The 25,196-nt window shown below is 41.7% G+C and carries 19 protein-coding genes and 1 rRNA gene; 9 read left to right on the plus strand and 11 right to left on the minus strand.

Annotated features, from left to right (window positions below; genetic code table 11):
* Window positions 1-74: 74 nt before the first annotated feature.
* The 5 genes from parC to MF4642_RS08720 all read right to left on the minus strand — a co-directional run bounded on the left by parC (window position 75) and on the right by MF4642_RS08720 (window position 7,074).
* Window positions 75-2,294, minus strand: coding sequence for a DNA topoisomerase IV subunit A (parC, locus tag MF4642_RS08700; RefSeq protein WP_078425948.1), 2,220 nt, complete (start codon window positions 2,292-2,294; stop codon window positions 75-77).
* 534 nt (window positions 2,295-2,828) lie between these two features.
* The gene (locus MF4642_RS08705) at window positions 2,829-4,148 is read right to left on the minus strand and encodes an MFS transporter (protein ID WP_078425949.1); all 1,320 of its coding nucleotides are present in this window, start codon (window positions 4,146-4,148) and stop codon (window positions 2,829-2,831) included.
* A 103-nt stretch (window positions 4,149-4,251) separates the two neighbouring features.
* Window positions 4,252-4,896: a trimeric intracellular cation channel family protein gene (locus MF4642_RS08710; protein WP_004692884.1), complete on the minus strand. Its 645-nt coding sequence runs from the start codon at window positions 4,894-4,896 to the stop codon at window positions 4,252-4,254.
* 59 nt (window positions 4,897-4,955) lie between these two features.
* Complete coding sequence (locus tag MF4642_RS08715; protein ID WP_078425950.1) at window positions 4,956-5,423, minus strand: YchJ family protein; 468 nt, start codon at window positions 5,421-5,423, stop codon at window positions 4,956-4,958.
* 70 nt (window positions 5,424-5,493) lie between these two features.
* Entirely contained in the window at window positions 5,494-7,074 is a 1,581-nt protein-coding gene (locus MF4642_RS08720) for a TerC family protein (protein WP_078425951.1), read from the minus strand.
* Between the two features lie 335 nt (window positions 7,075-7,409).
* On the opposite strand from MF4642_RS08720, the gene MF4642_RS08725 reads away from it, so the two are divergent.
* Entirely contained in the window at window positions 7,410-8,030 is a 621-nt protein-coding gene (locus MF4642_RS08725) for a TIGR00730 family Rossman fold protein (protein ID WP_004692887.1), read from the plus strand.
* Between the two features lie 59 nt (window positions 8,031-8,089).
* Here MF4642_RS08725 and MF4642_RS08730 read toward each other — a convergent pair whose 3' ends face one another.
* Window positions 8,090-9,064, minus strand: coding sequence for a hypothetical protein (locus tag MF4642_RS08730; protein ID WP_004978518.1), 975 nt, complete (start codon window positions 9,062-9,064; stop codon window positions 8,090-8,092).
* A gap of 166 nt (window positions 9,065-9,230) precedes the next feature.
* Window positions 9,231-11,138: a choice-of-anchor I family protein gene (locus tag MF4642_RS08735; protein ID WP_078425952.1), complete on the minus strand. Its 1,908-nt coding sequence runs from the start codon at window positions 11,136-11,138 to the stop codon at window positions 9,231-9,233.
* Between the two features lie 160 nt (window positions 11,139-11,298).
* Here MF4642_RS08735 and mdtD point away from each other — a divergent pair, with 160 nt between their 5' ends.
* The 7 genes from mdtD to MF4642_RS08775 all read left to right on the plus strand — a co-directional run bounded on the left by mdtD (window position 11,299) and on the right by MF4642_RS08775 (window position 19,651).
* The gene (gene mdtD / locus MF4642_RS08740; protein ID WP_078425953.1) at window positions 11,299-12,693 is read left to right on the plus strand and encodes a multidrug transporter subunit MdtD; all 1,395 of its coding nucleotides are present in this window, start codon (window positions 11,299-11,301) and stop codon (window positions 12,691-12,693) included.
* Window positions 12,694-12,791: 98 nt separating this feature from the next.
* On the plus strand, window positions 12,792-13,577 hold the full coding sequence (locus tag MF4642_RS08745) for a GH25 family lysozyme (RefSeq protein ID WP_411692111.1): 786 nt from the start codon (window positions 12,792-12,794) through the stop codon (window positions 13,575-13,577).
* Window positions 13,578-13,712: 135 nt separating this feature from the next.
* Complete coding sequence (gene dinB / locus MF4642_RS08750) at window positions 13,713-14,774, plus strand: DNA polymerase IV (RefSeq protein WP_078425954.1); 1,062 nt, start codon at window positions 13,713-13,715, stop codon at window positions 14,772-14,774.
* 346 nt (window positions 14,775-15,120) lie between these two features.
* Window positions 15,121-15,834: a two-component system response regulator CreB gene (gene creB, locus MF4642_RS08755; protein ID WP_078425955.1), complete on the plus strand. Its 714-nt coding sequence runs from the start codon at window positions 15,121-15,123 to the stop codon at window positions 15,832-15,834.
* A 7-nt stretch (window positions 15,835-15,841) separates the two neighbouring features.
* Complete coding sequence (creC, locus tag MF4642_RS08760) at window positions 15,842-17,311, plus strand: two-component system sensor histidine kinase CreC (protein ID WP_078425956.1); 1,470 nt, start codon at window positions 15,842-15,844, stop codon at window positions 17,309-17,311.
* A 161-nt stretch (window positions 17,312-17,472) separates the two neighbouring features.
* The gene (gene creD / locus MF4642_RS08765; RefSeq protein WP_078425957.1) at window positions 17,473-18,891 is read left to right on the plus strand and encodes a cell envelope integrity protein CreD; all 1,419 of its coding nucleotides are present in this window, start codon (window positions 17,473-17,475) and stop codon (window positions 18,889-18,891) included.
* A 403-nt stretch (window positions 18,892-19,294) separates the two neighbouring features.
* Window positions 19,295-19,651: a RidA family protein gene (locus tag MF4642_RS08775; RefSeq protein ID WP_078425959.1), complete on the plus strand. Its 357-nt coding sequence runs from the start codon at window positions 19,295-19,297 to the stop codon at window positions 19,649-19,651.
* Between the two features lie 61 nt (window positions 19,652-19,712).
* On the opposite strand, the gene MF4642_RS08780 is transcribed toward MF4642_RS08775, so the two are convergent.
* Window positions 19,713-20,255, minus strand: a complete 543-nt coding sequence (locus MF4642_RS08780; RefSeq protein WP_078425960.1) for a DUF2726 domain-containing protein — start codon at window positions 20,253-20,255, stop codon at window positions 19,713-19,715.
* 384 nt (window positions 20,256-20,639) lie between these two features.
* Entirely contained in the window at window positions 20,640-23,045 is a 2,406-nt protein-coding gene (locus MF4642_RS08785; RefSeq protein ID WP_078425961.1) for a YgiQ family radical SAM protein, read from the minus strand.
* On the opposite strand from MF4642_RS08785, the gene MF4642_RS17170 reads away from it, so the two are divergent.
* A complete protein-coding gene (locus MF4642_RS17170) occupies window positions 23,044-23,271 on the plus strand; it encodes a hypothetical protein (RefSeq protein ID WP_227518530.1) in 228 nt (75 codons plus the stop codon). The two genes, MF4642_RS08785 and MF4642_RS17170, sit on opposite strands and share 2 nt — an antisense overlap.
* A gap of 272 nt (window positions 23,272-23,543) precedes the next feature.
* Here MF4642_RS17170 and MF4642_RS08795 read toward each other — a convergent pair whose 3' ends face one another.
* Window positions 23,544-24,836: a glutamate carboxypeptidase gene (locus MF4642_RS08795; protein ID WP_078425962.1), complete on the minus strand. Its 1,293-nt coding sequence runs from the start codon at window positions 24,834-24,836 to the stop codon at window positions 23,544-23,546.
* Window positions 24,837-25,078: 242 nt separating this feature from the next.
* Window positions 25,079-25,193, minus strand: a 5S ribosomal RNA gene (rrf, locus tag MF4642_RS08800).
* Window positions 25,194-25,196: the final 3 nt, after the last annotated feature.

The raw sequence follows: 25,196 nt of genomic DNA on the forward strand, positions 1-25,196 counted from the left end.
TCTGTTGCTTAATACTGCATCCATTTCCCGCATACATACCATATATAACGTATTTTGATCGATGGATGCTAGTTTTATCTCTGAACTAACAGTTTATTTGCTTTTTGATAACCACGTGGTAATAACTGCCCTTTTGATGCTCTTTTGCCTATGTATTTTTGCAAGTCATCACCCTTCAATTTTAATTGCTGCTGTCCTGCAACGACTTGCAGTATTTCATCTAGCGTTAATCTTGTCATGAATACAATTTGATCTTTCTCTTCAAGTTGTATCAATTTATTACCTTTACCTTTATTCAAAACAGGCAACTCTGACAACTCTAAAATCAACAAACGACCCGTTGAGGTCAATAACGCCAAATGGGTGGCCTGATCAACACTGGTTAACGGCATAACTGTGGCTTTTTCAGGTAAAGTAAGGAAGGCTTTCCCTGCTTTTGCATTGGTATCTAACTGTTTTGCCTGTGTTTTAAAACCATACCCTTTGCTACTTAGCGCTATGACTTCGGCTTCATCATCAGCAATAAAGACTTGTTTAAAACCAATACCACTGGCTGGGGACAATTTTGAACTCAACGGTTCTCCCAAACCACGTGCGGACGGTAGGCTATTAATGGCTAGTGCATAACTACGTCCTGACTCATCCAGCACATACACGCGCTGATTCGATTTACCTTGTGCATGACTGAGGTATTGATCGCCTGCACGGAAGTTCAGGTTTTCGGCATCAACTTCATGACCTTTGGCTGAGCGAATCCACCCCGCTTCAGACAAGACCACGGTCACAGGATCAGCAGGCATGAAATCTTGCTCACTCATCGCCGTCGCTTCTGCACGATGCACGATTGGTGAACGACGGTCATCGCCGTATTTTTTCGCATCATCTTTGAGTTCATTGATGATCAAAGCTTTTAAAGACTCTGGATTAGCCAACTGTTCACGAATCAGTGCAGCTTTGGCTTCTAACTCTTCTTGCTCACGGCGCATTTCCATTTCTTCAAGTCGAGCCAAATGACGTAACTTGAGTTCTAAAATAGCTTCGGCCTGAATGTCATCAATATTAAAACGTGACATCAACTCCGCTTTGGGCTGTTCTTCTTCACGAATAATACGAATCACTTCATCAATATTTAAATAGGCAATAATCAAACCGCCCAAAATATGTAAGCGTTTTTCAATTTTATTCAGGTGATATTGCAGACGACGGGTGACTGTTTCCTTTCGAATTTCAATCCACTCCAGCAAAATACGACGAATCGATTTCACTTGTGGACGACCATCCGCGCCAATCATGTTCATATTGACCCGATAACTCGACTCAAGGTCAGTGGTGGCAAAAAGATGACTCATTACCGCTTCAGCATCAATCCGATTTGAGCGCAGTACGATTACCAAACGGGTTGGGTTTTGATGATCCGATTCATCTCGTACATCGCTCACCAAAGGCAGTTTTTTCGCCTGCATTTGATCTGCAATTTGCGAAATAACTTTCGAGCCTGACACTTGATAAGGCAAGTCTGTGATCACGATTTCATTTTTTTCGATGCGATACACCGAACGCATACGATAACTACCACGCCCTGTACTTTGAATTTTTAACAGCTCTTCAGGTGGCGTAATAATTTCTGCTTTGGTCGGCAAATCGGGTGCAGGAATATATTCTGCAACTTTTTCATCGCTTAAATTTGGATTGCGAATTAAGGCAATGGTGCCTTTCACGACTTCACGCAGGTTGTGCGGTGGAATGTCCGTAGCCATACCAACCGCAATGCCCGTGGTACCATTTAACAATATATTCGGAATACGTGCAGGTAAAGTCACAGGCTCTTTCATCGAACCATCAAAGTTGTCCTGCCAGTCACAAGTCCCCTGTCCCAGTTCAGACAAAAGCACTTCACTATATTGAGATAATTTGGCTTCGGTATAACGCATCGCCGCGAATGATTTCGGATCATCGGGAGAACCCCAGTTACCTTGACCTTCAATAAACGGATAACGATAACTAAAAGGCTGCGCCATCAGCACCATCGCTTCATAGCAAGCCGAATCACCATGTGGGTGATACTTACCGAGCACATCGCCGACGGTACGCGCAGATTTTTTGGGTTTCCCACTGTGTTTCAGCCCCAACTCACTCATGGCATATACAATACGGCGTTGTACAGGTTTTAAACCATCGCTGATATGCGGTAAGGCACGATCCATGATCACGTACATGGCGTAATTGAGATATGCTTGTTCAGTAAATTCTGCTACGGAACGGTTTTCTGTCGCTTGATGCGCAAGGTTCGTCATAACAACCTGTCATCCTAATTAATCGTTTTTTGTTTAAGTTCTTATGCTATGTCGCGGGCTCTGCCTATACAAGTGAAAGCGTACACCACTACGACAAATTGCGTCTTTAGATGTTCCTAGTGTCGTAAAATTATCCATTTTTTTTAAAATGAGCAACTAATTATTTTGAAGTTCAGTTGCTGTGTTCATCTCTGCTCATCAATGAAAACAATGAACCAACTGCAGCCCACTCAACTGGATCGATACGATCGACAAAAAATCGGGGCATCCTCGCCCAAAATGCGACACAACCAATTGGGTAGATCACATCAATCAAGCAGTGATTATTTAAAGGTCTCATCATTAGCAAGATCTGCGTTTACCAAAATGCAGCGTTGAGAGGCTACGTTTTGGCCGAGCAGATTGAATTTTTTATTGCTGAGTTGGATCTTGTTATCGGTTATTTTCAGATCCATCTTCTAAATTTTATCTTGATGTTTACTGAAGGCTGAGAGTCTCAGCACATCTGACTCTCAATCTTCAGCAGGGACTAAATTACAGTCCAATTTCTTCCAATGTTTTGCCTTTGGTCTCTTCACCCAAAATCAAAATTACCGCTGCCACCGCAAGCAATACTGCGGTAAACATCATGAAAATCGCACTAAATCCATTGCTCTGTACCATCATATGTGTCACCACCATCGGTGCGACAATGCCGCCCATACGACCAATGGCCGATGCCCAGCCCGAACCAAAAGCCCGGATATTGGTTGGATATTGCTCTGGGGTATAGGTATACAACACCCCCCATGCACCGAGGTTAAAGAATGACATCAGGCAGCCCCAGAACATGATCATGCTCACAGTGTCAGCTTGACCAAAGAAATACGCGGAAACTGCACACATGCCAATAAAACCAGCCAAGGTTGCTTTGCGTCCCAGCTTTTCGACCAGCCATGCTGCGGCCACATAGCCTGGCAGCTGTGCCAAAATCATCACCAAGACATATTCAAAAGACTGAACAATGCTATATCCCTGCTTCACCAGCAAACTGGGCAACCATGTAAAAATGCCATAATACGAATAAACAATACCAAACCAAATCAACCATAACATCAAGGTTCTACGCGCAAATGCCCCCGACCAGAGCTGGGTAAAAGACACGGTCTTTTTTTCTGCTACCGGTTTCACGACGATATGCTCGATCACTTCCACACCGCATTGACGTTCAATCTGCTGCACCAAGGCATGCGCTTCCACAATACGACCACGGTTGATGAGATAAGGAATTGACTCAGGCACTTTGAACCAAATCACAATGGCGTACAGTGCAGGAATCCCACCGATTAAAAAAGCCATATGCCAGTCAAATTTTGGAATCACAAAATACGCCACCAATGCAGCGCAAAGCCAACCTAGGCCCCAAAAACTTTCTAGCAGCACGATAAAACGCCCACGCACCTGCGCAGGAATGTATTCACTGACCAAGGTCACCGCTACTGGCAACTGTCCACCTAAGCCTAAACCCACAATAAAACGAAACACCAACAACCACGTTAAGTTCGGGGCAAAGGCACAGGCTGCCGTCGCTAAACTGTAAATCACTAGGGTCGCGGCAAAAACTGTTTTACGACCAATACGATCGGCCAGACCACCTGAGCACACCGCACCAATCGCCATTCCGACAAAGCCAATGGAGACCACCCAACCTTTCTCGGTTGGGCTCATGTGCCAATCTTCGGCCATTTTTGCCAAAATAAAAGAAATCAGCCCCGTGTCCATGGCATCGAACATCCAGCCAAAGCCAATGACCCACAACAAGGTGTAGTGAAATTTACCGATCGGTAAGCGTTGTATGCGAGAAACTAAATCCATAGCTCGGCCTCTAAAGCGGGAAAAGATAGCAGGCTGCTTTCTCAACAGGCTTTATCATTATGTGCTTTTTTTATACAAATAAGGCAGTCAAATCACTGCTATTTTAGCTGGCATCTTTCGAGGAAGCAGATTGCTCATCATCGTCTTGATAAATGAATTTTGGCATTTCTAAGCCAAAGTAAATCGCGATTAGACGTAAGCTAAAACCAAAGATCAAAGTCGAAATCACAGTCAGCTCAAGTGATAAACCCAGCTGAATGCAGCCCCAATAGAAAATCACCGCGACAAAAGAAATACTGGCATACAGTTCACGGCGGAACACCAAAGGGACGTCATTACACAAAATATCACGTAAGATACCGCCCGATACTCCTGTAAGGACTCCAGCAACCGCAGACACTACAAAACCATGACCCATTTCTAAGGCAATTTGACAGCCGATGATGGTAAAACCGATCAGGCCCAAAGCATCGAGCACCAAGAAGATATTACGTAAATGACGCATCCACTTGGCAATCAAAATCGTCATAAAAGCGGCAAAACAGGTCAGCATCAAATATTCAGGATGCTTGACCCAAGTCAGCGGATAATGTCCCAATAACACATCGCGGACAGAACCGCCACCCAGTGCTGTGACACAGGCAATAATCACCACACCAAACCAATCCATACTACGCCGACCCGCCGACAGTGCACCTGTCATTGCCTCTGCTGTGATCGCTATAATATAAATAATAGTGAGTAACATCGCCTGGATTCCATATAGGCTAATTGATGCGCGCTATTCTAAGCCAAATTTGCTTAAAATTATAAAAATTGTGCACAACATTGTTTAAATTTTTTCCCTGAACCGCAGATGCACGCTTGTTTCATGGTGATTTGCATTTCAGTGGTTGGATCTAAAAAATACCATGCCTCGGCATGTTTCACAAAATGTGAAATTTCATGATGTATCTGTGGCGATGTGCCATCATGATAATGGGCCTTGAACTCGACCATGGCATGGTTTTTATCGAGTTTTTCAATGGCCTGCACGACGTCTAACTTCAACCATTGGTTGCTTCGACTCCACTCAGCAATTGCTGCAACATCTAGAGCCTGTTGCTGCCCCAACGCTGTGGTTTTCACAATGTAATCAATTTGCTGTTTGGCAAAAGCACTATAACGTGAGCGCATAAGTTGAGTAGCACTCTGCGCACGGCTTTGTCCCAAGTGCAATGGCTGACAGCATTGCTTATATTCACCCTGTCCACACGGACACTCAACATTACTCATGATTTTTCCATAAAAAATAGCTCGACATTGCGAGCTATTTTAATCTATTCAAACCAGATTACGGTTTGTTTTAAGATGATTCCTTGTGCAGATCTGACTTTGGAATCACATGCACTTTTTCAATTTTGTGCCCATCCATCGTCACCACTTCAAAAATACAACCATCTGCTTCAAGGCTAGAGCCATTTTCAGGTAAACGACCTAAATGAAAGAGGATATAGCCTGACAAGGTTGAGTACTGATCGGACTCATCGACCAAATCACGATCCAACAATAACGACACATGGCGAATATCGGTTGAGCCATCGAGCATCAAACTGCCATCTTCTAAACTTTCAGCCACATTGTCTTCAGCATCTTCATCAGGGAACTCCCCTGCAATCGCCTCTAATACGTCAATCGGTGTGGCAATCCCTTCAATCGAGCCGTATTCGTTCAAGACCAAAGCCATTTGCAACGGTGCTTGACGCAATTGTTCCATCACCATCAGGACTTGCGCATTTTCATGCACAATCACAGGTTCACGTAAATGTTTATCAAAATCGAGTACACCCGTTTCAATATATTCATTCAAAACTTTATGGGTCAGTACCACACCAGCGATGTTGTCTAACTCGCCCCGTGCCACGATTAAACGTGAATGCGTAATACTGAGTAGTTGTGACTTGATTGAGGCTTCTTCATCCTCTAAATCAATCCACTCCAACTCTGGACGTGGGGTCATCACGGACTTCACAGGACGCTCGGACAAACCCAGCACCCCTTGCACCAAGACACTATGATAGACCCCATTTTCAGGATCAAATACTTCATCCGCATAGGCGCGAGTTGCCAGTACATCTTCAGGCTCAGAGGCATGATCATTATTTTTACCGCCCAACATTCGCAGCACCGCAGACGCAGTTTTATAGCGGAGATCTGTGGTGGTGACCATTTTCTCTTGATTACGGCGCATGGTTTGGTTGATGAATTCAACAATCACCGAGAAACCAATCGCGGCATATAAGTAGCCTTTTGGAATATGGAAACCAAAGCCTTCTACAATCAATGAGAAACCGATCATCATGAGGAAGCCGAGACACAAAATCACCACTGTCGGATGTTTGTTGACGAATTCCATCAAGGCTTTCGATGCCCACAGCATAATGCCCACGGCGATAACCACCGCAATCATCATCACAGACAGGTGTTTAACCATACCGACTGCGGTAATCACCGAGTCTAAGGAAAACACAGCATCCAATACCACAATCTGAACGATCACCATCCAAAACACAGCATTGGCTGGACTTTCTTCTTTCTGAACCACTTTGGCGTCAATACGTTCATGCAGTTCCATGGTGCCTTTAAACAGTAAGAACACCCCACCAAACAGAAGAATCAAATCCCGTCCTGAGAAAGGATGATCGAAGATATGGAACAGCGGCTCGGTCAGTGTCACCACCCAAGCAATTGAGGCCAACAGCACCAAACGCATTAAGAGCGCAAGGATCAAACCAACAACACGGGCCGTATTACGTTGTTCTGGTGGAAGTTTCTCCGCCAAAATCGCAATAAAAACCAAGTTATCAATCCCCAGCACAATTTCCAGCACCACTAAGGTGAGTAACCCCACCCACGCAGAAGGATCAGACATCCATTCAAATATCATGTGATCTGCTCCTGTCGAGGGGAAATATATGGTGCATAACGCAACTTAAGCGGATGAAAAGGAGGATTCAGCACCAATGGCTGTAATTTTTTTTCGGAAAACTGAAGATGTCTTGAGCGACAACTACCACTACCCATGTTCGTTCTTGTGTTGTAAAACAGGGAATAAGTATAGGCAAGATCTACATGAAATTCATCTTTTTTTCAAAAGCGCACTGTTTTAAAAGATTTAACAAATTATTACCCGATTGTTAGATTAAATACAGCTTGCCGTCACATTTCTTGCTTAAACTAAGAGAGAAAAAGTAGATAAAGCAAAAGGTAAAAACATACGCCATGAATAGTGAATTAAAAATATCCTCTCTCAACACTGAAGTAAATGTTCAAACCACTCAACCTCTGATCGCACTTTACTGCGGTTCTCGTTCAGGCAATAAACCGATTTATCAAGAAAAAGCGATTGCACTGGCACAAGGTTTAGCTAAACAGGGTTTTGGTCTGGTTTATGGGGGGGCCAGCATTGGCCTCATGGGACAAGTGGCCGATGCCATGATTAGCCACGGCGGTGAAGCAGTCGGCGTCATTCCAGAATTTATGCTGGATTATGAAATTGCGCATCACCAACTGACCGAATTACATGTTGTACAAACCATGCATGAGCGCAAAGCCTTAATGGCCGAACGTGCAAGCGCCTTTGTCGCACTACCCGGTGGTTTAGGCACTTTTGAAGAAATTTTAGAAGTGGCAACCTGGGGACAACTGAACCAACACCAAAAACCGATGATGATTTATAACGTCAATGGCTTCTATGACGCACTGATTACACAGTTGGATCATGCAGTAGAAGAGGGTTTTCTACCGCCACAGCACCGCGCAAAAGTAATTGTATGCAACCACGCTGAACAGATTTATTCAGCCATTGCCAACCTCGGCAGTCCAGCACACTTTGCCATTTAAACCCTGTTCTTAATGCCATAAAAAAGCGAGCCTAGAGCTCGCTTTTTTAACATGTGCGTTTATTGCCCATAATGGGTGACAAAGTTATAGAACCACGGCAGTGTGGTCGCCAAAATCACGGACATGGCTAAACCAAACATCAATTTCATCGCATCTTTACTGACGTTACGCGAAGTGCGATGTTTGTTTACTTCATCAAAAATCATCGACATTGCAAACTCACGACCTGCAAGTAAACCTAAGAATACCCATGTGGTACTCATTGGAATATTGCTCCACTCTTTGAAGACCAACAAAATCAGGGCATACATAAAGTCAATAATAGTCGCTGCACGAATATCGGTGACACCTGTTTTGGTATCAACAATCTTCTGAATTGCACCACCACGTTGGTACAAAATCACTGCCAACAACACCACAAAGACCGTGATGGCAAACAGTAAAAATGAAAACGGCACTTGACGGGGTACATAGACAAATATATTGGCCAAATCTTGAATCAGCCACTGACTCCACAGAAAAGCCGTAGAGACCCACTGTAGCCCAATCCAAATATGCGACGGTTCTTGATTACGGGTTTTCGCAAAATACTTCGCGACTTGGCGCATCACAAAACGATAGACAATAATCGCAACCACAAAGGCCACCGCATAGCCCATCATCGATTTCACCATCATCGAGCCTAAACTTGCAGGCGAGAAAATGGTTAAAACCAAGAAAGTGGTACTGACGGGAATTCCGTATTTGGTTAAAAATAACAGTAAAATCGGTGGCACAATATAGAGCCACGTGACCCCACCCTCAGGAAAAGGGATCGTTTCTAAACGGCCATATGATGCATCACCCACACCGGATGCATACCAACCATAAATCAACACCACCACCAAAATGCTGCTGATAAAGAGCCAAAGCACCCACCATGGACGGTGTGCATTGGATGAAATAAACGTACCTAATGTCTGTGGCACATCATTTCCGACGATAGAATAAGCGGCTAAACAGAAGCCTATCACCATCAAAATTTCGATTGTCATAAAACCAACCTTTTGAATAATTTATTCCAAGACAGTGCCCTTGGACGTTTGCCAAAGATTATGACGGTTTTATTTCATTTTCATGACATCCTTGTCATATATTTTTTGTAGCGCCATAAAAAAAGAGCACCGTAGTGCTCTTTTCTCAAATTCAAAACTCAGTTTTTTAATTGAGTTTGACTTCATAAACCGCTGTACTACCACTGACTTCATTTCCCACCACCAACAGCGGGCGACCATTGGGTGAATTCTTCGCCGCGATGAAAATCAAACCTTCTGGGCCTAAGTCACCTTGCTTCGTGACTTCTATTTCATTGGTATTGCGATGGTTCAGATACTGAACAAATTTAGCCTGATTCGGGTTGCTAATGTCATACACCATGATGCCACTGGCACGCTCAAGTCCAATAAAAGCAAAGGTCTTTTCACCAATTTTACCCAATGTCACGCCTTCAGGTTCAGGGCCTTTATTATCACTACGGTCATCAAATTTAAATGCTTCATGATTGCTATTAAATTGATGTGGAAACAACTCTGCAATTTTTCGCTCAAACTCACTCCCAGAGTCCCATACAATCTGCTTGGTTTCAGGGTCGACAATACTCACCGAACGACCACCATAGGCGTATAATTTGTCATAAGTCAGACGACCATTTTCATCTAGCTTCGGTAGCCCTGTTAGTGGATCCTTTTGATAACCTTGCGTCCAACTAATGGTCAAACGTCCAATTTGTGAATCTTTAATTAAATTATCCGTGCAGACTTCTGTTGCGTCAGCCGTTTGACAAGGTTTAAACACCTCTGGGTTTAATTTCGCCCCTTTTACGCCCGGTGCAAGCTGACGTAAATGCGCGGCATAATCGCCTTTGGCATCAAAACCTGCTTTTTTAAACAAATGTTTAATGCGTATCTCTTCAGCATAACCAGCATTTAAGTCCCCGCCTTCAAAGTATTTGGCTTCATCCCTTAGCCATTCACGGGCATCCCCCTCATTGGCCGTGACCAAATAGGTTTTGCCATTGGCTTGATATTGTGCAATGGCATCGGGCATATACATGCCATATAGCCCCGGCCAAGAGCGAATATTAATCATGCCTGCATCTTTTGCACATTCTGTAATACTACGTCCCAAAGAGTCATGACCAATAGCACAGTCACGGTCACTTCCATCCAAGGCATTTTCAGGCAAACTATGGTCCTTGTAGCCCATCGGGAAAAGATCAACAAATTGATTTTTTTCTAAGTCTAAAACCCCAATGGCATTGTTTTCCTGCAAACTGACCCATGCTTTTTTACCATCAGCACTGACTGCGATGTACTCAGGCTCTAGGTCTTGTGCAACTGTGGTCGTTTGAATACCTGCGGTCGCTACATTTGGGTATTGACTGATGTCTGGGCCAAAAATATGAATGCCTGCATCTAATAAGTCTTGTTTACGGTCATTCCATGCTTGGAAGCCCGCAATGGTTGCTGTTGGTTTTTGAATATCTGAAATATCAATAATACTGACCGAACCTTCGGGATCGACTTGATACCCTTCATTCGGTTCCGCTTCATTCGCTACCAGTACTTTTCGACCATCAGGCGTGAAGGTCAACATATCTGGCAAAGCCCCCACGTTGACTTGGCTGATAAAAGAGAGATCCTGTGCTTTAAAGAAAGCCACAATACCCGTTTGGGTTTTATCCTCAGCCTGAACCGCCAGTGCCACGATGCCATTATGCACCGCGACACTATTCACTTCGGAATTGGCTAAATAAGTTTTGGCATCCAAAGATTGGATATATGTCGGCTGCGCTGGTTGGGAGAAATCTAAAACATCGACCATGCCTTTTTGTGCATTCACCACGAACAGACGCTTACTCGCAGCATCATAGGCAGGGATTTCAGCTGCACTTTGTCCAAATATCCCCGACTCATAACTTGCAACATGAACCAGTTCAATACTATTCGGCGTGGCTTCCTCTAGCACAGGCGGTGATGTGATGGTTTGCGCATCATCACTGTCATTGCATCCTGCTAAGCCCAACCCCATGCATGCTAAAAAAACGGCACTATAAGTTTTATTCATCATGATCTAAATATCGGTTCAAATTTGACCAATGTATGACGTACGCGTTGCAAACACATGACGTAGAGATGTCAATTTGATGGCATGTGATAAATGCACATTCGCAACAACAGTCCAACTTAAATTAAGCTAAACTGTTTAAAAATTTCACTTTGTTGTATCTATGAACCAAACGCCGACCCATCAAGCACTCGCTCCTGAGTACCGTCTTTTGGTACTTTTGGTTTCGATTGGCTTTTTTATGCAAGGCTTAGATACCACCATTGTGAATACCGCTCTACCCGCTATGGCAGCCAGTTTGAATGAAGATCCGCTCCAAATGCATAGCGTGGTGGTGGCCTATGTGCTTGCCGTTGCTGCCTGTATTCCCTTGAGTGGCTGGCTCGCCGACCGTTTTGGAGTGCGCAATACCTATTTCAGTGCCATTATCATTTTTACCCTTGCCTCACTGGGCTGTGGCTTTTCTGAAAGCTTAAATGAGTTATTGTTCTATCGCGTACTACAAGGTGTGGGTGGTGCATTATTACTCCCTGTTGGCCGTTTAGCCATGCTCAAGGTCATTCCGCGGACGCAATTCTTATCGGCCATGAGTTTGATGAGTCTCGCGGGACTAATTGGTCCACTGATCGGGCCAACACTCGGGGGCTGGTTGGTCGAAGTCAGTACATGGCATTGGATTTTCCTGATTAACCTCCCCATGGGACTGTTAGGGGTCCTGATTAGTTTTGAAGCCATGCCGAATGTCACCGAGCAGAATGTGCCTCGTTTTGACTTTTGGGGTTTTATCCTGTTGGTGATCGCCATGGCAGGACTATCTTTAGGGATTGAAAATTTTGCCAGTCCGCACCTGACTTTATGGTGGAGTATTGGGCTGATTGTACTGAGCTTGGCGACTGCGCTTTGGTATGCCTATCATGCACATACACATCAAAATGCGCTATTTCGCAGTAAACTGTTTCGTAACCGCATTTATGCCGTGGGTATTTTAGGTAACTTCTTTGCTCGCCTCGGTGGCAATGCCATGCCCTTTTTAATGCCACTCATGCTCCAAGTGGCTTTCGGCTTTGAACCCTTTGTGACCGGACTCTTAATGATTCCGACCGTGCTGGGTTCACTGGCGTCTAAACCCATCATTCGTCACTTGATTCAGCGCTTTGGTTATCGCCACGTGCTTTTGGTTAACACCTTGTTGGTCGGTGCATGTATCGCCAGTTTTGCCCTCAATACCGCAGACACCCCAACTTGGCTGCGCGCGCTGCATTTCTTTGTTTTTGGTATGCTGAACTCCCTGCAATTTGTGTCTATGAATACCCTCACGCTGAAAGATTTACCGCAACAAGATGCCAGCAGTGGCAACAGTTTCTTGTCGATGATCATGATGGTATCGATGAGTATTGGCGTGGCTTTGGCAGGTACTTTAGTCAATGTCTTTACCGCATATTTGGGTACAGATCACATCGTCATGGCATTCCATAACACTTTAATTGTATTGGGCTGTATTAACCTGATTACCGCAGCCATCTTCTGGCACATCCCCAAAGATACCGTGGATTCATAACAGATACAAAGTGCTGCCATTCACTAACCATAATCATCATGGTCAGTTCCGCAAATTCGAGCTATGATGATGAGCTAAAAACCAATACCTGCAAAAGCATGTCCGCAAGAAAAAAAGTTTCCACGCCGTCAAAAACCTCATATCCCTATTACATACTTGCCTGTGTAGTGATGCTATGTGTCGGACTGGGGATCACCTATTTTTTCTTACAGAACAATGTCGCATCTGCCCAAGAGTATCCAGTAAAAGGCTTTGATGTGTCTCATCATCAGGGCGACATCCAATGGCAATCTATTTCTCCCCAAGAGTTTAAATTCGTCTATTTAAAAGCCACTGAAGGGGGCGATTTCAAAGACCGTAAATTTCAGGACAATTGGCTCAAAGCCCGTGAACAAGGCTTTTTGGTCGGAGCCTATCATTTTTATCGTTTATGCCGTGATGGCCAGATTCAGGCCCAGAACTTTATCGAAACTGTACCGAAGAAAACCGATAGTTTGCCGCCTGTGATTGATTTGGAATATGACAGCACCTGTATCAACACCTACACCAGAGAACAGCTACTCAAAGAAATTCAGGTCATGCACGACCAACTGTATCAACACTATGGTTTGCAACCCATTTTTTATACTTCTAAAGCATTTTATAATATTGTTTTAGTCGATGAATTTAAACAAACTCCCCTTTGGATTCGTGAATATCAAGGCCAGCCTGAGCTCAAAGGCAATCCGAAATGGATCTTTTGGCAACACACCAGCCAAGGTCAAATTAAAGGCATACCAACCTTGGTGGATCTCAATGTATTTCAGGGTTCAGAACAAGATTGGATCAGCTTTTTAGAGCGCCAAGGACTTTATCAACTGCCACAAAACTTACCAATCAAGTAAGCAGTTCCAAGCTCATCATTGAAGTTCAAATACAAAAAACACCAAGTCAAACTCTGTCGCTTATGCCACATACAGGACTACGCAATCGATCTGAATAGTGCAATACTGGTTTAGGTTTCAATATTAAAATTCAGCATGCGAAAAATCATTCACATCGACATGGATGCCTTCTATGCCTCGGTGGAGTTACTTGATCGTCCCGACTTAAAGCATTTACCTGTGGTGATTTCTTCACACCATCCTCGTGCCGTCATTGCTGCCGCATCCTACCCTGCACGTAACTACGGACTCCGCTCGGCCATGTCGATGACTCAAGCCAAAAAACGCTGTCCTCAAGTGGTAGTGATTGAACCTAATTTCTCTAAATATCGTGCGGTCTCAGAGCAAATTCATACAATTTTTCAGCGTTATACCACACTCATTGAACCGCTTTCCTTAGATGAAGCTTATTTAGATGTGACGGAAAATTTACAACAACTGGCCAGCGCCACAGAAGTTGCTGAACGCATCCGTGCTGATATTTTTCAGAGTACAGGACTGACCGCCTCTGCGGGTGTTGCACCGAATAAGTTTCTAGCCAAAGTTGCTTCGGACTGGAATAAACCCAATGGTATCTGCGTGATTAAACCCTCACAAGTTCAGCAGTTTATTCAGCACTTGCCGCTTAAAAAAATCCCCGGAGTGGGTAAAGTCATGCAAGAAAAATTACATGCGCTCAAACTTGAAACTTTAGGTGATTTACAGCATGTGGATGAAAATATCCTGATTCATCATTTTGGCAAATATGGCAAACAGCTCTATCTATATGCACAAGGGATTGATGAGCGTCCTGTACAAGCGGAACGAGAACGTCAGCAAATTTCAAAAGAAACCACTTTTGATGATGACTTAACCATTGAACAATGTCTCCCATTTTGGCCCAAGTTGATTGCGCAAGTCTGGCAAAGCTTAGAGAAAAAGCAACTGTATGCCCGCGGTGTCACCGTCAAAATGAAACTGAAAAACTTTCAAACCCTACAGCACAGTAAAAGCTTCAAAATGCCATTAAAGCATCAAACTGAACTGCAAATGACCTTAGATATCTTACTCAAAGAAATGCAAATCACACCGGATCAACAATTTCGTCTTATCGGTGTTGGGGTCTATGCACTTTCGACTCAAGAGCCTTTACCCCAGCTCTCTTTATGGTCTGACTGAATGCTCAATCAGTCACTTTTTAACCAAAAGAACAAAAATAATGCAATTTAGCATTCACAAACTGTGTTTTTAGAGTAATCTAATGACGCGCTGCATTTATCCATGTAACCGCTGAGATGCTAAAACTTACCTTTACTTTTAGCATACGTCCTGTGATTGGTGTGACGATCAAATCCGAAGATTACAGGACATCTCTGATATTTATCATGGGTAAAATACCTGCCTCAAAACACATTCAATACTTCTCACATCATTACAAAGTTCATTTCAATTTCACTTAAAATTCATTCGTCTAAAAAAAAGAAATTCAGTACACTCAAAATGATTTAACAATATTCAAAGACCAATGAATAATAAAAAACAGATTCTCTGTGTTGAAGATGATGCCGCAATTCTCATGCCCTTACGCTATGCACTCGAACGTGAAGAATGGCAAGTGACTTGGGCAAATACTGGCTCTCAAGCCATTGCCTTTGTTCAACAGCAAACTTTTGATTTTATTATCTTAGATGTAGGTTTACCCGATATAAACGGTTTTGATGTCTGTAAAAAAATTCGTCAGTTTAACCATACCCCACTACTATTTTTAACTGCACGAGATGATGAAATTGACCGAATCGTAGGACTGGAAATTGGTGCAGATGATTACTGTACCAAGCCTTTTAGCTCGCGTGAAATCGTGTCTCGTATTAAAGCCATTTGGCGCAGAATGGACATACAAAGCCAATTACAACCTGCTCAAAGCACGATTGAGACACAAACAATAATTGCGAAAACATGGCAATGTATTGATGAATCACTGCAAATTCATTATCAAGGCAGTGCCTTACAACTCACTCGTTATGAATACCGCTTATTAAAATTGTTAATCGATCATCCTGAACAAGTTTTTAGCCGTCAACAATTGATGGATCATATTTGGGAGCATCCTGAACACAGCTTAGAACGTACTGTCGATACCCATATCAAAAGTTTAAGACAAAAGCTCAAACACATTTCAGCTGAACATGACCCAATCACAACACATCGTGGTTTTGGTTATAGTCTAAAACGGATGTGATAGCACCATGTCGATTTTTATCCGTATTTGGTTTTTCTTTGGCTTAATTATCTTGCTTGGGTTGTGGTTTATGTCCTACACCTTTAACCAACAAGTGAAGCCCAATGTTCGCCAAGTGGTTGAAGACACACTCGCTGAAAATGCCAATATTATCGCCATGTTAGTGGCAGAAGATGTCTATGAAAATAAAGTCGGTACCGCACAATTTGATGAAAAAATTCAAAAGGCACTAAATCGTAAACTCAATGCCAATATTTGGCAGCACAATAAAAAAGAAATTAACCAACAAATCTATATTACAGATGCAAAAGGCACCGTGATCTATGATTCACAAGGTATCGCCACTGGACAGGATTATTCACGTTGGAATGATGTTTATCTAACACTGCAAGGTAAATACGGCGTACGTTCAACCCGCAGTTATGAGGGGGATCCGAATAGCAGTACCATGTTTATCGCTGCGCCCATTTATTATCAAACTGCTCAAAATCAGCAACAAAAATTGATTGGTGTGGTGAGTATTGGTAAACCGAATAGCTCTGTACAACCTTATATTCAACGTGCAGAAGATCAATTACTGCGCCAAGCTGCATGGATTACCCTACTCAGTCTTTTCCTTGCCAGTTTGGTCGCTTATTGGCTTAAACACAGTATTGACCGTGTTCGAAAATACGCTCAAGCGCTTGCTCCAGTGAATCAAACGCCTTATTTCCGTTCAGCCAAAGAACTGAATCAAGTGGCTCAAGCTGTTGAAAATATGCGTGAAAAACTCGAAGATCGTGCCTATGTAGAACATTATGTCAATACTTTAACCCATGAATTAAAAGGCCCACTCACGGCGATTCAAGCCAGTGCCGAGTTACTCAAAGAAGATTTGCCTTTAAATGATCAACAACAATTTGCACAGCACATTCATGCACAGAGCCAACGTTTAAAACTTTTGATTGATCGCATGTTATTGCTTACACGTTTAGAAAAATCCAAACATCAAATCGAACTTCAAAATTTTAACTTATCTAAGCTGATACAACAGGTTTTAGATCAACAAGCAAGCCAATTACAAAGTAAAAAAATTCAATGTTTATTGGATATCGAAGCGAACTGTATGATTCATGCAGATCGTTTTTGGTTACAACAAACCATTGCCAATATTTTGGATAATGCTCTAGATTTCTCGGCAGAATCTTCGAAAATCCTGATTCAATTGCATCGTCAAGCTCACCAAAGCATTCAATTACAGATTTTTAATGAAGGTGAATGGATACCTGAATACGCCCTCTCACAAGTCTTTGATACTTATTTTTCATTACCCCGTCCTATTACCCAACAACGCAGTTCAGGTATTGGTTTAAGCATTGTCAAACAAGTGATTGAACAACATCATGGGCAAATTCAAATTCAAAATATTCAGGAAAATAACATTGCTATTATTCAACCGCATCAGCAAGGCGTATTGGTCAGTATTGTTTTACCTTAACGAAGTTCTATAAATTTCTTAATAAAATGCTACTAGGAACGACTCAAATAAATTCGTAAAGCTTCACCTAAACTTCACATAAAGATCAAGGCCAATTCAAACAAAAACCATCTCACTTTCACATACTCAATCCTGAAAAAAACAAATCATCAGGAATCATTATGCGCTCTCATTTCCTTAGCCTTAAAATCATTGCGATTGTTATATTGGTCGCTATTTTCTGGATCGGCTTATTTTTCATTACCAGCCTTGTGTCAGAACGCCAAGACTACCAACAAGCATTCCTCAAAGAAATCTCACAAAATCATATTAGCCCACAAACCATTATTTCGCCCTATATACAAGTTCCGTATCAAGAGCAGAAAACCTGTTTGGATGAACAGAAGAAATCCTATGCATGTACAGAAGAAAACTGGATGTATATCGGTGCTGACAGTACTCAATGGACATCAAACTTTAATGTTTCAGATGATACTTACAAACGCACGATTTATCGCGCAATTAGTTATCAAGCCAATTTAACAGCGAAAGGAATCTTCCAAAAACCTCTATTAGAAAATAAAACCTATCTTTGGGATCGTGCTGAAATTATTTTCCCAGTCCATGACCCACGTGGTTTAGATCAGCAACCTACACTTAAAATACTCAATAAAAACTATGCTTTTGAAGTGAGCTCGCAAGGCAGTGATGGCTCAGGTTTTGATTTTATGAATATTTCAGCAAAGAAATATCCTGAATTGATCAATGCGATTCAAAATGGCTTTCACTTTGATTTAACGGCAAATTTGACAGGTTTAAATAGGTTTACGCTTATTCCAACCAGTCGTAGTGTGAGCTATCAAGCTAAAGGCAATTGGGCAGATATCAAATACGATGGTCAAAACCTCCCTTATGCAAAAACCAGCACTCAACAACAATTCAATGCGCAATGGAAAAATATAGCTTTAGGTCATCAAAACCTAAATAAATTCATGTATTGTGAAAGCAATGAATGTACTCGCCAATTCGCTCAAGGCAACTACGTTCAAACTGCAAATTCTACTGAGTATGAAATAGCTGGGCATGAAAAAATTGGCTTATCGACTGAGTTTTTAGAGTCAGTGAATGTCTATACCCAAACAGATCGTGCGATTAAATACGGCATTGTGATTATTATCATCACCTTTGGTTGTTTCTTCTTATTTGAAGTGCTGAAAAGCTTACGAATTCACCCAATTCAATATTCTTTAGTTGCTATGGCACAAGGCATATTCTTTGTTCTACTTCTTTCGATCAGTGAATATTATGACTTTGCATGGGCATATATCGTTGCGGCGATTGCTTGTATTGGCTTAATGACGTGGTATTTATACTTTGTAATGAAAGGCGTTAAAGCAGCTGCTTTATTTGGCATCATCTTGAGTAGCTTATACGCCATTATGTATATGTTGTTGCAATCTTCAGGTAAGACTTTCTTAATGGGTTCAATTATTTCCTTTATTGTCCTCACAGTGGTGATGTTTATTACTCGTCATATTGACTGGTATCAAATTGGCAATAAACCTGCGTCAACACTGAAATCATATCACCCGCCTCAGTAACACAACATTTCCTTTCAAAAGCGCCTTGCGTGAATGGTAAACGCCCTTCACGCCTAGGTTAAAACCATTCAATAAGAATTAAATATCGAGATTGATCATGCAAACTACTTATACTGCAACGTATATCGATAAGATCAAACAATTACAATGCTTATGTCCCTTGCAAAACCCTATTGCCTTTTGCCTCAATCGTTTCAGAATGGCTCAAATTCATTTCTTAAACCTAGGTAACCTTATTGTCTGTCCCGAATACAATTGCGTATTGATCTTCCAAAATAAGTCTTTGATTCGTATTGATCCACTGGCAAGATCAGCACAAACTTAACTGATGATAATAAACTAGGTTTGCAGAATATTCTCGATCACGTAAACTTTAGATAATGAATCATGTTAGAGAAATATTATGGCTGTACAACGTTTGCATGTCTCAAATCGTTTTTCTGAAGTTGCGATTGCTGGCAACCTCGTTCATTTGGCAGGTCAATTGGCGTCTGACTTTGATCTCGATATTAAAGGTCAAACCCAACAAACATTCGACATGATTGACCAATTTTTAGCTGATGCAGGCACAGATAAAAGCCATATCTTATCGGTAACGATTTATTTAAAAGACATTGAAAATGACTATGCAGCGTTCAATGAAGTTTGGGATGCTTGGGTTGCAGACATTGATGCATTACCCCGTACCTGTGTTGAAGCTAAACTTTATGATCCACGAGTATTGGTAGAGTTAACCGTTGTTGCAGTGAAACCTGCATAAAAAATACATGCATGATAAAAACATGATTTTTCATGTTTTTATCATGCGCACTGAGATTCAGTTAGCCGATCAGACGTAATTTTCGAGTTTGTGCTGCATTATAGTAATCATATTTTTTGGCTACACGCGTATCTTTAGTCAAACGCGATGAGGCGTAGAGATCGCCATAAAAATCTTCACGTAACTGATGATAGTCAGGCACTTCTTCATAACGAATCACTTTATATCCAGCCATATCAAGGATCGCATCCTTAAACTGTGCCTTTTGTGGACGTTTCAGTGAAAGCGGATCTTCTAAAGCAACCACTGCCAAAACTTGTTGTGCACTATCCACAATGACAAAATCAGCCACCAAATTGCGGTATTTATTTCGCGTACGCGAAAATTTTGTAGTCAGTAAGGCATCATAAGACACATGTGCCAGAACAGTATGATGCGGTAAAATTTCTTTCAAACGAGTATAAGTCAGTTGCTCATGCATACTAAAAATAGCACGTTGTCTTAATGCACTATCTTGCTGCTTGGTCTTAGGGATCAACGCTTTACTCGCTAAAATCATGACCAGTATCAACAACACGCTACCAATTACCATATAAGTTGTCATATTTGCATCCTTTTGATCTTTATTATAATTTTCGGTATCACAACCATTTTTATTCGATCAGTATAACCTACTGACCATTTATCCAAACCACGCAATAAAAAAACTAAAGCTAAAATCAAACAAACGCTGATAAAACTAAACAATTTTTTGCAATGTCATTCGTTGTAACACGTTTTGTTTTAATCTAAATGAAATTTTGGCTCTTTAGCCTATCTACACTGTAATAGAGTGATCCATTCACGTGCAATATGATTCTTTGGACTGACCCAATTTTCCAGACGTATGGCAGAAAAGCCAATCTTTGAGTTATTTTTCTAACGCAATAAAAAAAGATCAATCCTAAAAAAAGGATGCCGTAGCATCCTTTTTTATATTCAATTGCCATTAAGCACGTGACTTAGACTTCGGTTTTGACTTGGAATGTCCAAATGGCTTCTTGGCGTCACCTGTTTCGCGCGGTGGTAAACCTGTATGTTGCGTTAAAATCTGACCACGTTCAGGACGCTTCTTGGTATTTGATGGACGAGATTGATTTTTCGCTTGTTGGTTACGGCTATCACCGTTACGTTTTTGCGAATCGCCATCCACGGTTGAGTTTTTCTTCCGAGCAGACTGATACTGACCTTCTGTCCCTTGCGGTTGATAGGTTGGAATCAAATGCTGTTTCGAGTTACCAATCAAGTCTTGGCGACCCATTTCTTTTAAAGCATCGCGAAGCAAAGGCCAGTTGTTTGGATCATGATAACGTAAGAAGGCTTTGTGCAAACGACGACGCTTCTCACCTTTCACAATATCCACATCTTCGGTATATCGCGCCACTTTGGCTAATGGGTTTTTACCCGTGTGATACATGGTGGTCGCGGTTGCCATTGGCGATGGATAGAAAGTCTGTACCTGATCGGCACGGAAACCATTTTTCTTCAGCCAAATCGCCAAATTCATCATGTCATATTCAGTCGTACCCGGATGCGCTGCGATAAAGTACGGAATCAGATACTGTTCTTTACCTGCTTCCTTACTGAAACGATCAAACATTTGCTTGAAACGATCATAGGTCCCGATGCCCGGTTTCATCATCTTAGACAATGGACCTTTTTCGGTATGTTCAGGCGCAATTTTTAAATAACCACCGACATGATGCTGCACCAATTCTTTAACATATTCAGGGTTTAACACCGCTAAGTCATAACGCAGACCCGAACCAATCAGAATCTTTTTGATACCTTTAATGGCACGTGCTTTACGATATAGCTGCGTTAAAGGTGCATGATCGGTATGTAGGTTTTGACACACACCCGGATAAACACAGGATGGTTTACGACAGTTCTTTTCAATTTCAGGGTCTTTACAGTGCAAACGATACATGTTTGCTGTAGGCCCACCCAAGTCAGAAATGATGCCAGTAAAGCCCGGAGCCGTATCACGAATCTTTTCAACTTCACGTAAAATTGATTCTTCTGAACGGTTTTGAATGATGCGTCCTTCATGTTCTGTAATCGAACAGAAGGTACAACCGCCAAAACAGCCACGCATAATGTTGACTGAAAATTTGATCATGTCAAATGCAGGGAAACGCGCATCAGCATAGACAGGATGCGGTAGACGTGCATAAGGTAAATCAAACACATAGTCCATTTCTTCCGTCGTTAACGGAATCGGTGGAGCATTTAGCCAAACATCACGCTCGCCATGCTTTTGTACCAAAGCACGCGCATTGCCCGGATTGGTTTCCAAGTGCAAAATACGGTTGGCATGTGCATATAAAACGGGATCATCTGCCACTGCTTCAAATGCAGGCAAACGAATCACAGCCAGTTCACGCGGCGGTAATTTATGTTTAATTGCCTTTGAAGACGGCTGTAATTGCACAATTTGTGTATCAGAATCGAGTTTATCCCCTTCACGAACAATTTGATTCGTCACAATTTCTTTTTGGAAATTTTGGTATTGGGTTAAAGAATTACCCTTATCTTTTTCAATTTCACAGCCATCTAAATCTTCAGTCATCACATAAGGATTGATAATCGGATCAACACGGCCAATGGTATCCACATCATTTGATGCAATTTCCACAAACTTGGCTTTAGATGGACGGTTTAACTTATTCACGATAAATGCCGTGCCACGAACATCGGTAATTTCGTGAATTTTTTCGCCTTTGGCTAAGCGATGCATCACCTCAGTAATTGAACGCTCACCATTACCATACATCAAAAGATCGGCTTTTGAGTCCATCAACACTGAACGACGGACTTTGTCTGACCAATAGTCATAATGTGCAATACGACGTAAAGACGCTTCTATTCCACCTAACAATACAGGTACATCTGGAAATGCTTCACGCACACGTTGGCAATACACCGTTGCTGCACGGTCTGGACGTTTATTGGGTAAATTATCTGGCGAGTAGGCATCATCAGAACGGATTTTACGATCAGCCGTATAACGGTTGATCATCGAATCCATATTCCCAGCAGTCACACCCCAAGCGATAGTTGGCTTACCCAAAACACGGAATGCTTCAACATTCGTCCAATCAGGTTGTGCAATAATCCCGACACGGAAACCTTGTGCTTCTAACGTACGGCCAATAATGCCCGAACAAAATGATGGATGATCGATATACGCATCACCACAGACCAAAATAAAGTCACAACTATCCCAACCGAGTTGGTCCATTTCCTCGCGCGACATCGGCAAAAATGGCGCAGGTTCAAAACATGACGCCCAATATTTGTCGTAATCAAACAACGCTTTAGGCGCGGTCTGCATAGTATAAGCAGTAGACATGGCTAGCAATTCTCGGCTGGCAGATGAAAGATCTCAAATAAAGATCAAAGATGAAAGCCGATCATTTTACCATGAATTACATTCAGCTTGCTTGGTTAAAAAAGCATCATATACAGCACGTTATCATTTATTTTTTTATGCAAACGTAATTTCGAAGTTTTTATTTAAAAAGAAACAATTCGACAGTGAAGAGACAAAAGCTGCCCCTTCATTCCTTAAAGAATAAAGACCAAAGTCCAATCACTTGGGACAACAAGCAATACATCGAGACCCAACAGATTCCGCTGAATAACGCAGCAAAGAATAAAAAAAGTAACATCAACTATAGCTATACCGATCTCTCAGAATATCCCTCACTTTATATAGTTTTTATTTAAGATCTCATCATTTCCTTATAAGATTCTAATATTTAGATTAATGAAAGATGCTGCTAAAAATAAACACCATCTTTCATGATGTAAAAACTCAAATCAGTTGAGTTCTTTCATACCAACTTTATTATTTTTGAGCGGTCGATAAGTCCATAATCAACTTTGTCGCTAAATATAAACGCGGCACAATACTTTCGACCAGAATATATTCAGCATTATTCGAATGTGCACCATCACCAGATAAGCCCATGCCTTCTAAAATCGCTGCTTTCGAATTTAAGCCAGCAAATGCTGCATCTGTACCACCACCTGTTGCTTCAGTTAAGACCTTCATTGGTAAGTTAAAATCATTTTTGTAAATAAGCTGTGCTTGTTCAGCCAATTTTTTTGCCTGTGGATTTGCCATTAAAGGTGGGCGACGCATTTCAAACTTTAACTTAACTTCACTATCAGCTAACTTTTTACGTTTAATCCTTTCCTGTAATACACGTTCCACTTGCTGAAAATCTTTAACTTGCAAAGCACGAACATCTGCTTGTGCAGTCGCAAGGTCTGGAATCACGTTACGCACTTTACCTGCACTCGCTACAGTCCAGTTTAATTTCAACCCTGTTTTAGGATTGGATAAATCTTGTAACTGTAAGATTTGATGTGATAATTCTGTCAGTGCATTTATGCCTGCTTCAGGCTTAACCCCTGCATGTGCAGATTTCCCGTGAACCTCTAAATATGCTGCACCAATCCCACTGGTGGCTAATCGTAAACTGCCATCTTTACCACCACCCTCAAATGACAAAACCACATCTTGGTCTTGTGCAGTTTCAGTAATCAGTTTGCGTGAACCTGGCGAACTGATCTCCTCATCGGAGTTAAGTAAGACTGTAATCATGCCATAGTCTTGATAATTCAACTTTTTCAAAAGATCAAGCGTATGAATAATCGCAGCAACCCCCTGTTTATCATCTAAAATTCCAAGACCAAAAACTTTATCCCCTTCCATTTTAAAAGGTTGGTCTTTCAACATTCCTGTTAAATACACCGTATCCATATGAGCAATTAGCATAATTTTACTGCTGCCTTTACCCTTTAAAACAGCTTTTACCATTGGACCAGTCTGTTGGGGCGTATCATCCATACGATATATATCTTTAGCTTCTACAATACTGACCTCAGCTCCTGTCATTTTTAATTGTTCAGCGACATATTTGGCTATCTTATTCACGCCGACAAGATCTTTACTCCCCGACTCAATATTGACTAAAGCCTCTAGAGTATTTAAATAATTCTTTTTTTCTGACTCAACCAGATGTTTGACCTGATCATTAGATACAGCATGTACTTGCCCAAAAGCCAAACAGCTCAACAACGCACATGAGATTAAAGGAAGTTTTTTCAGTTGATATTGAATTTTATTAGACATACTCATTATTCCATTTAAAGATATTGCTAACAAACTATGAGCATTTGATCGACTATCCAATTTTTTAAAAATTTTAAAACAAAAATGTTGGGTAGATTAAATGTCATGATCGATAAATAAGTAAATCAGTATGTAGAAACCTGTCCTAAACCTCAATTAGACGATTGATTCGTTCATTTTTTATTATTTCACACATAAAAAAATCCCCCTCAGCGATTAGCGGAGGGGGATTTGAATTAATGAGCTGGCGATGACTTACTCTCACATGGATAACTCCACACTACCATCAGCGCTAAGAGGTTTCACTTCTGAGTTCGGGAAGGGATCAGGTGGTTCACTCTTGCTATTGTCGCCAGCACA

This window comes from Acinetobacter sp. MF4642 (assembly GCF_002018925.1).
GTDB classification, from domain to species: domain Bacteria; phylum Pseudomonadota; class Gammaproteobacteria; order Pseudomonadales; family Moraxellaceae; genus Acinetobacter; species Acinetobacter johnsonii.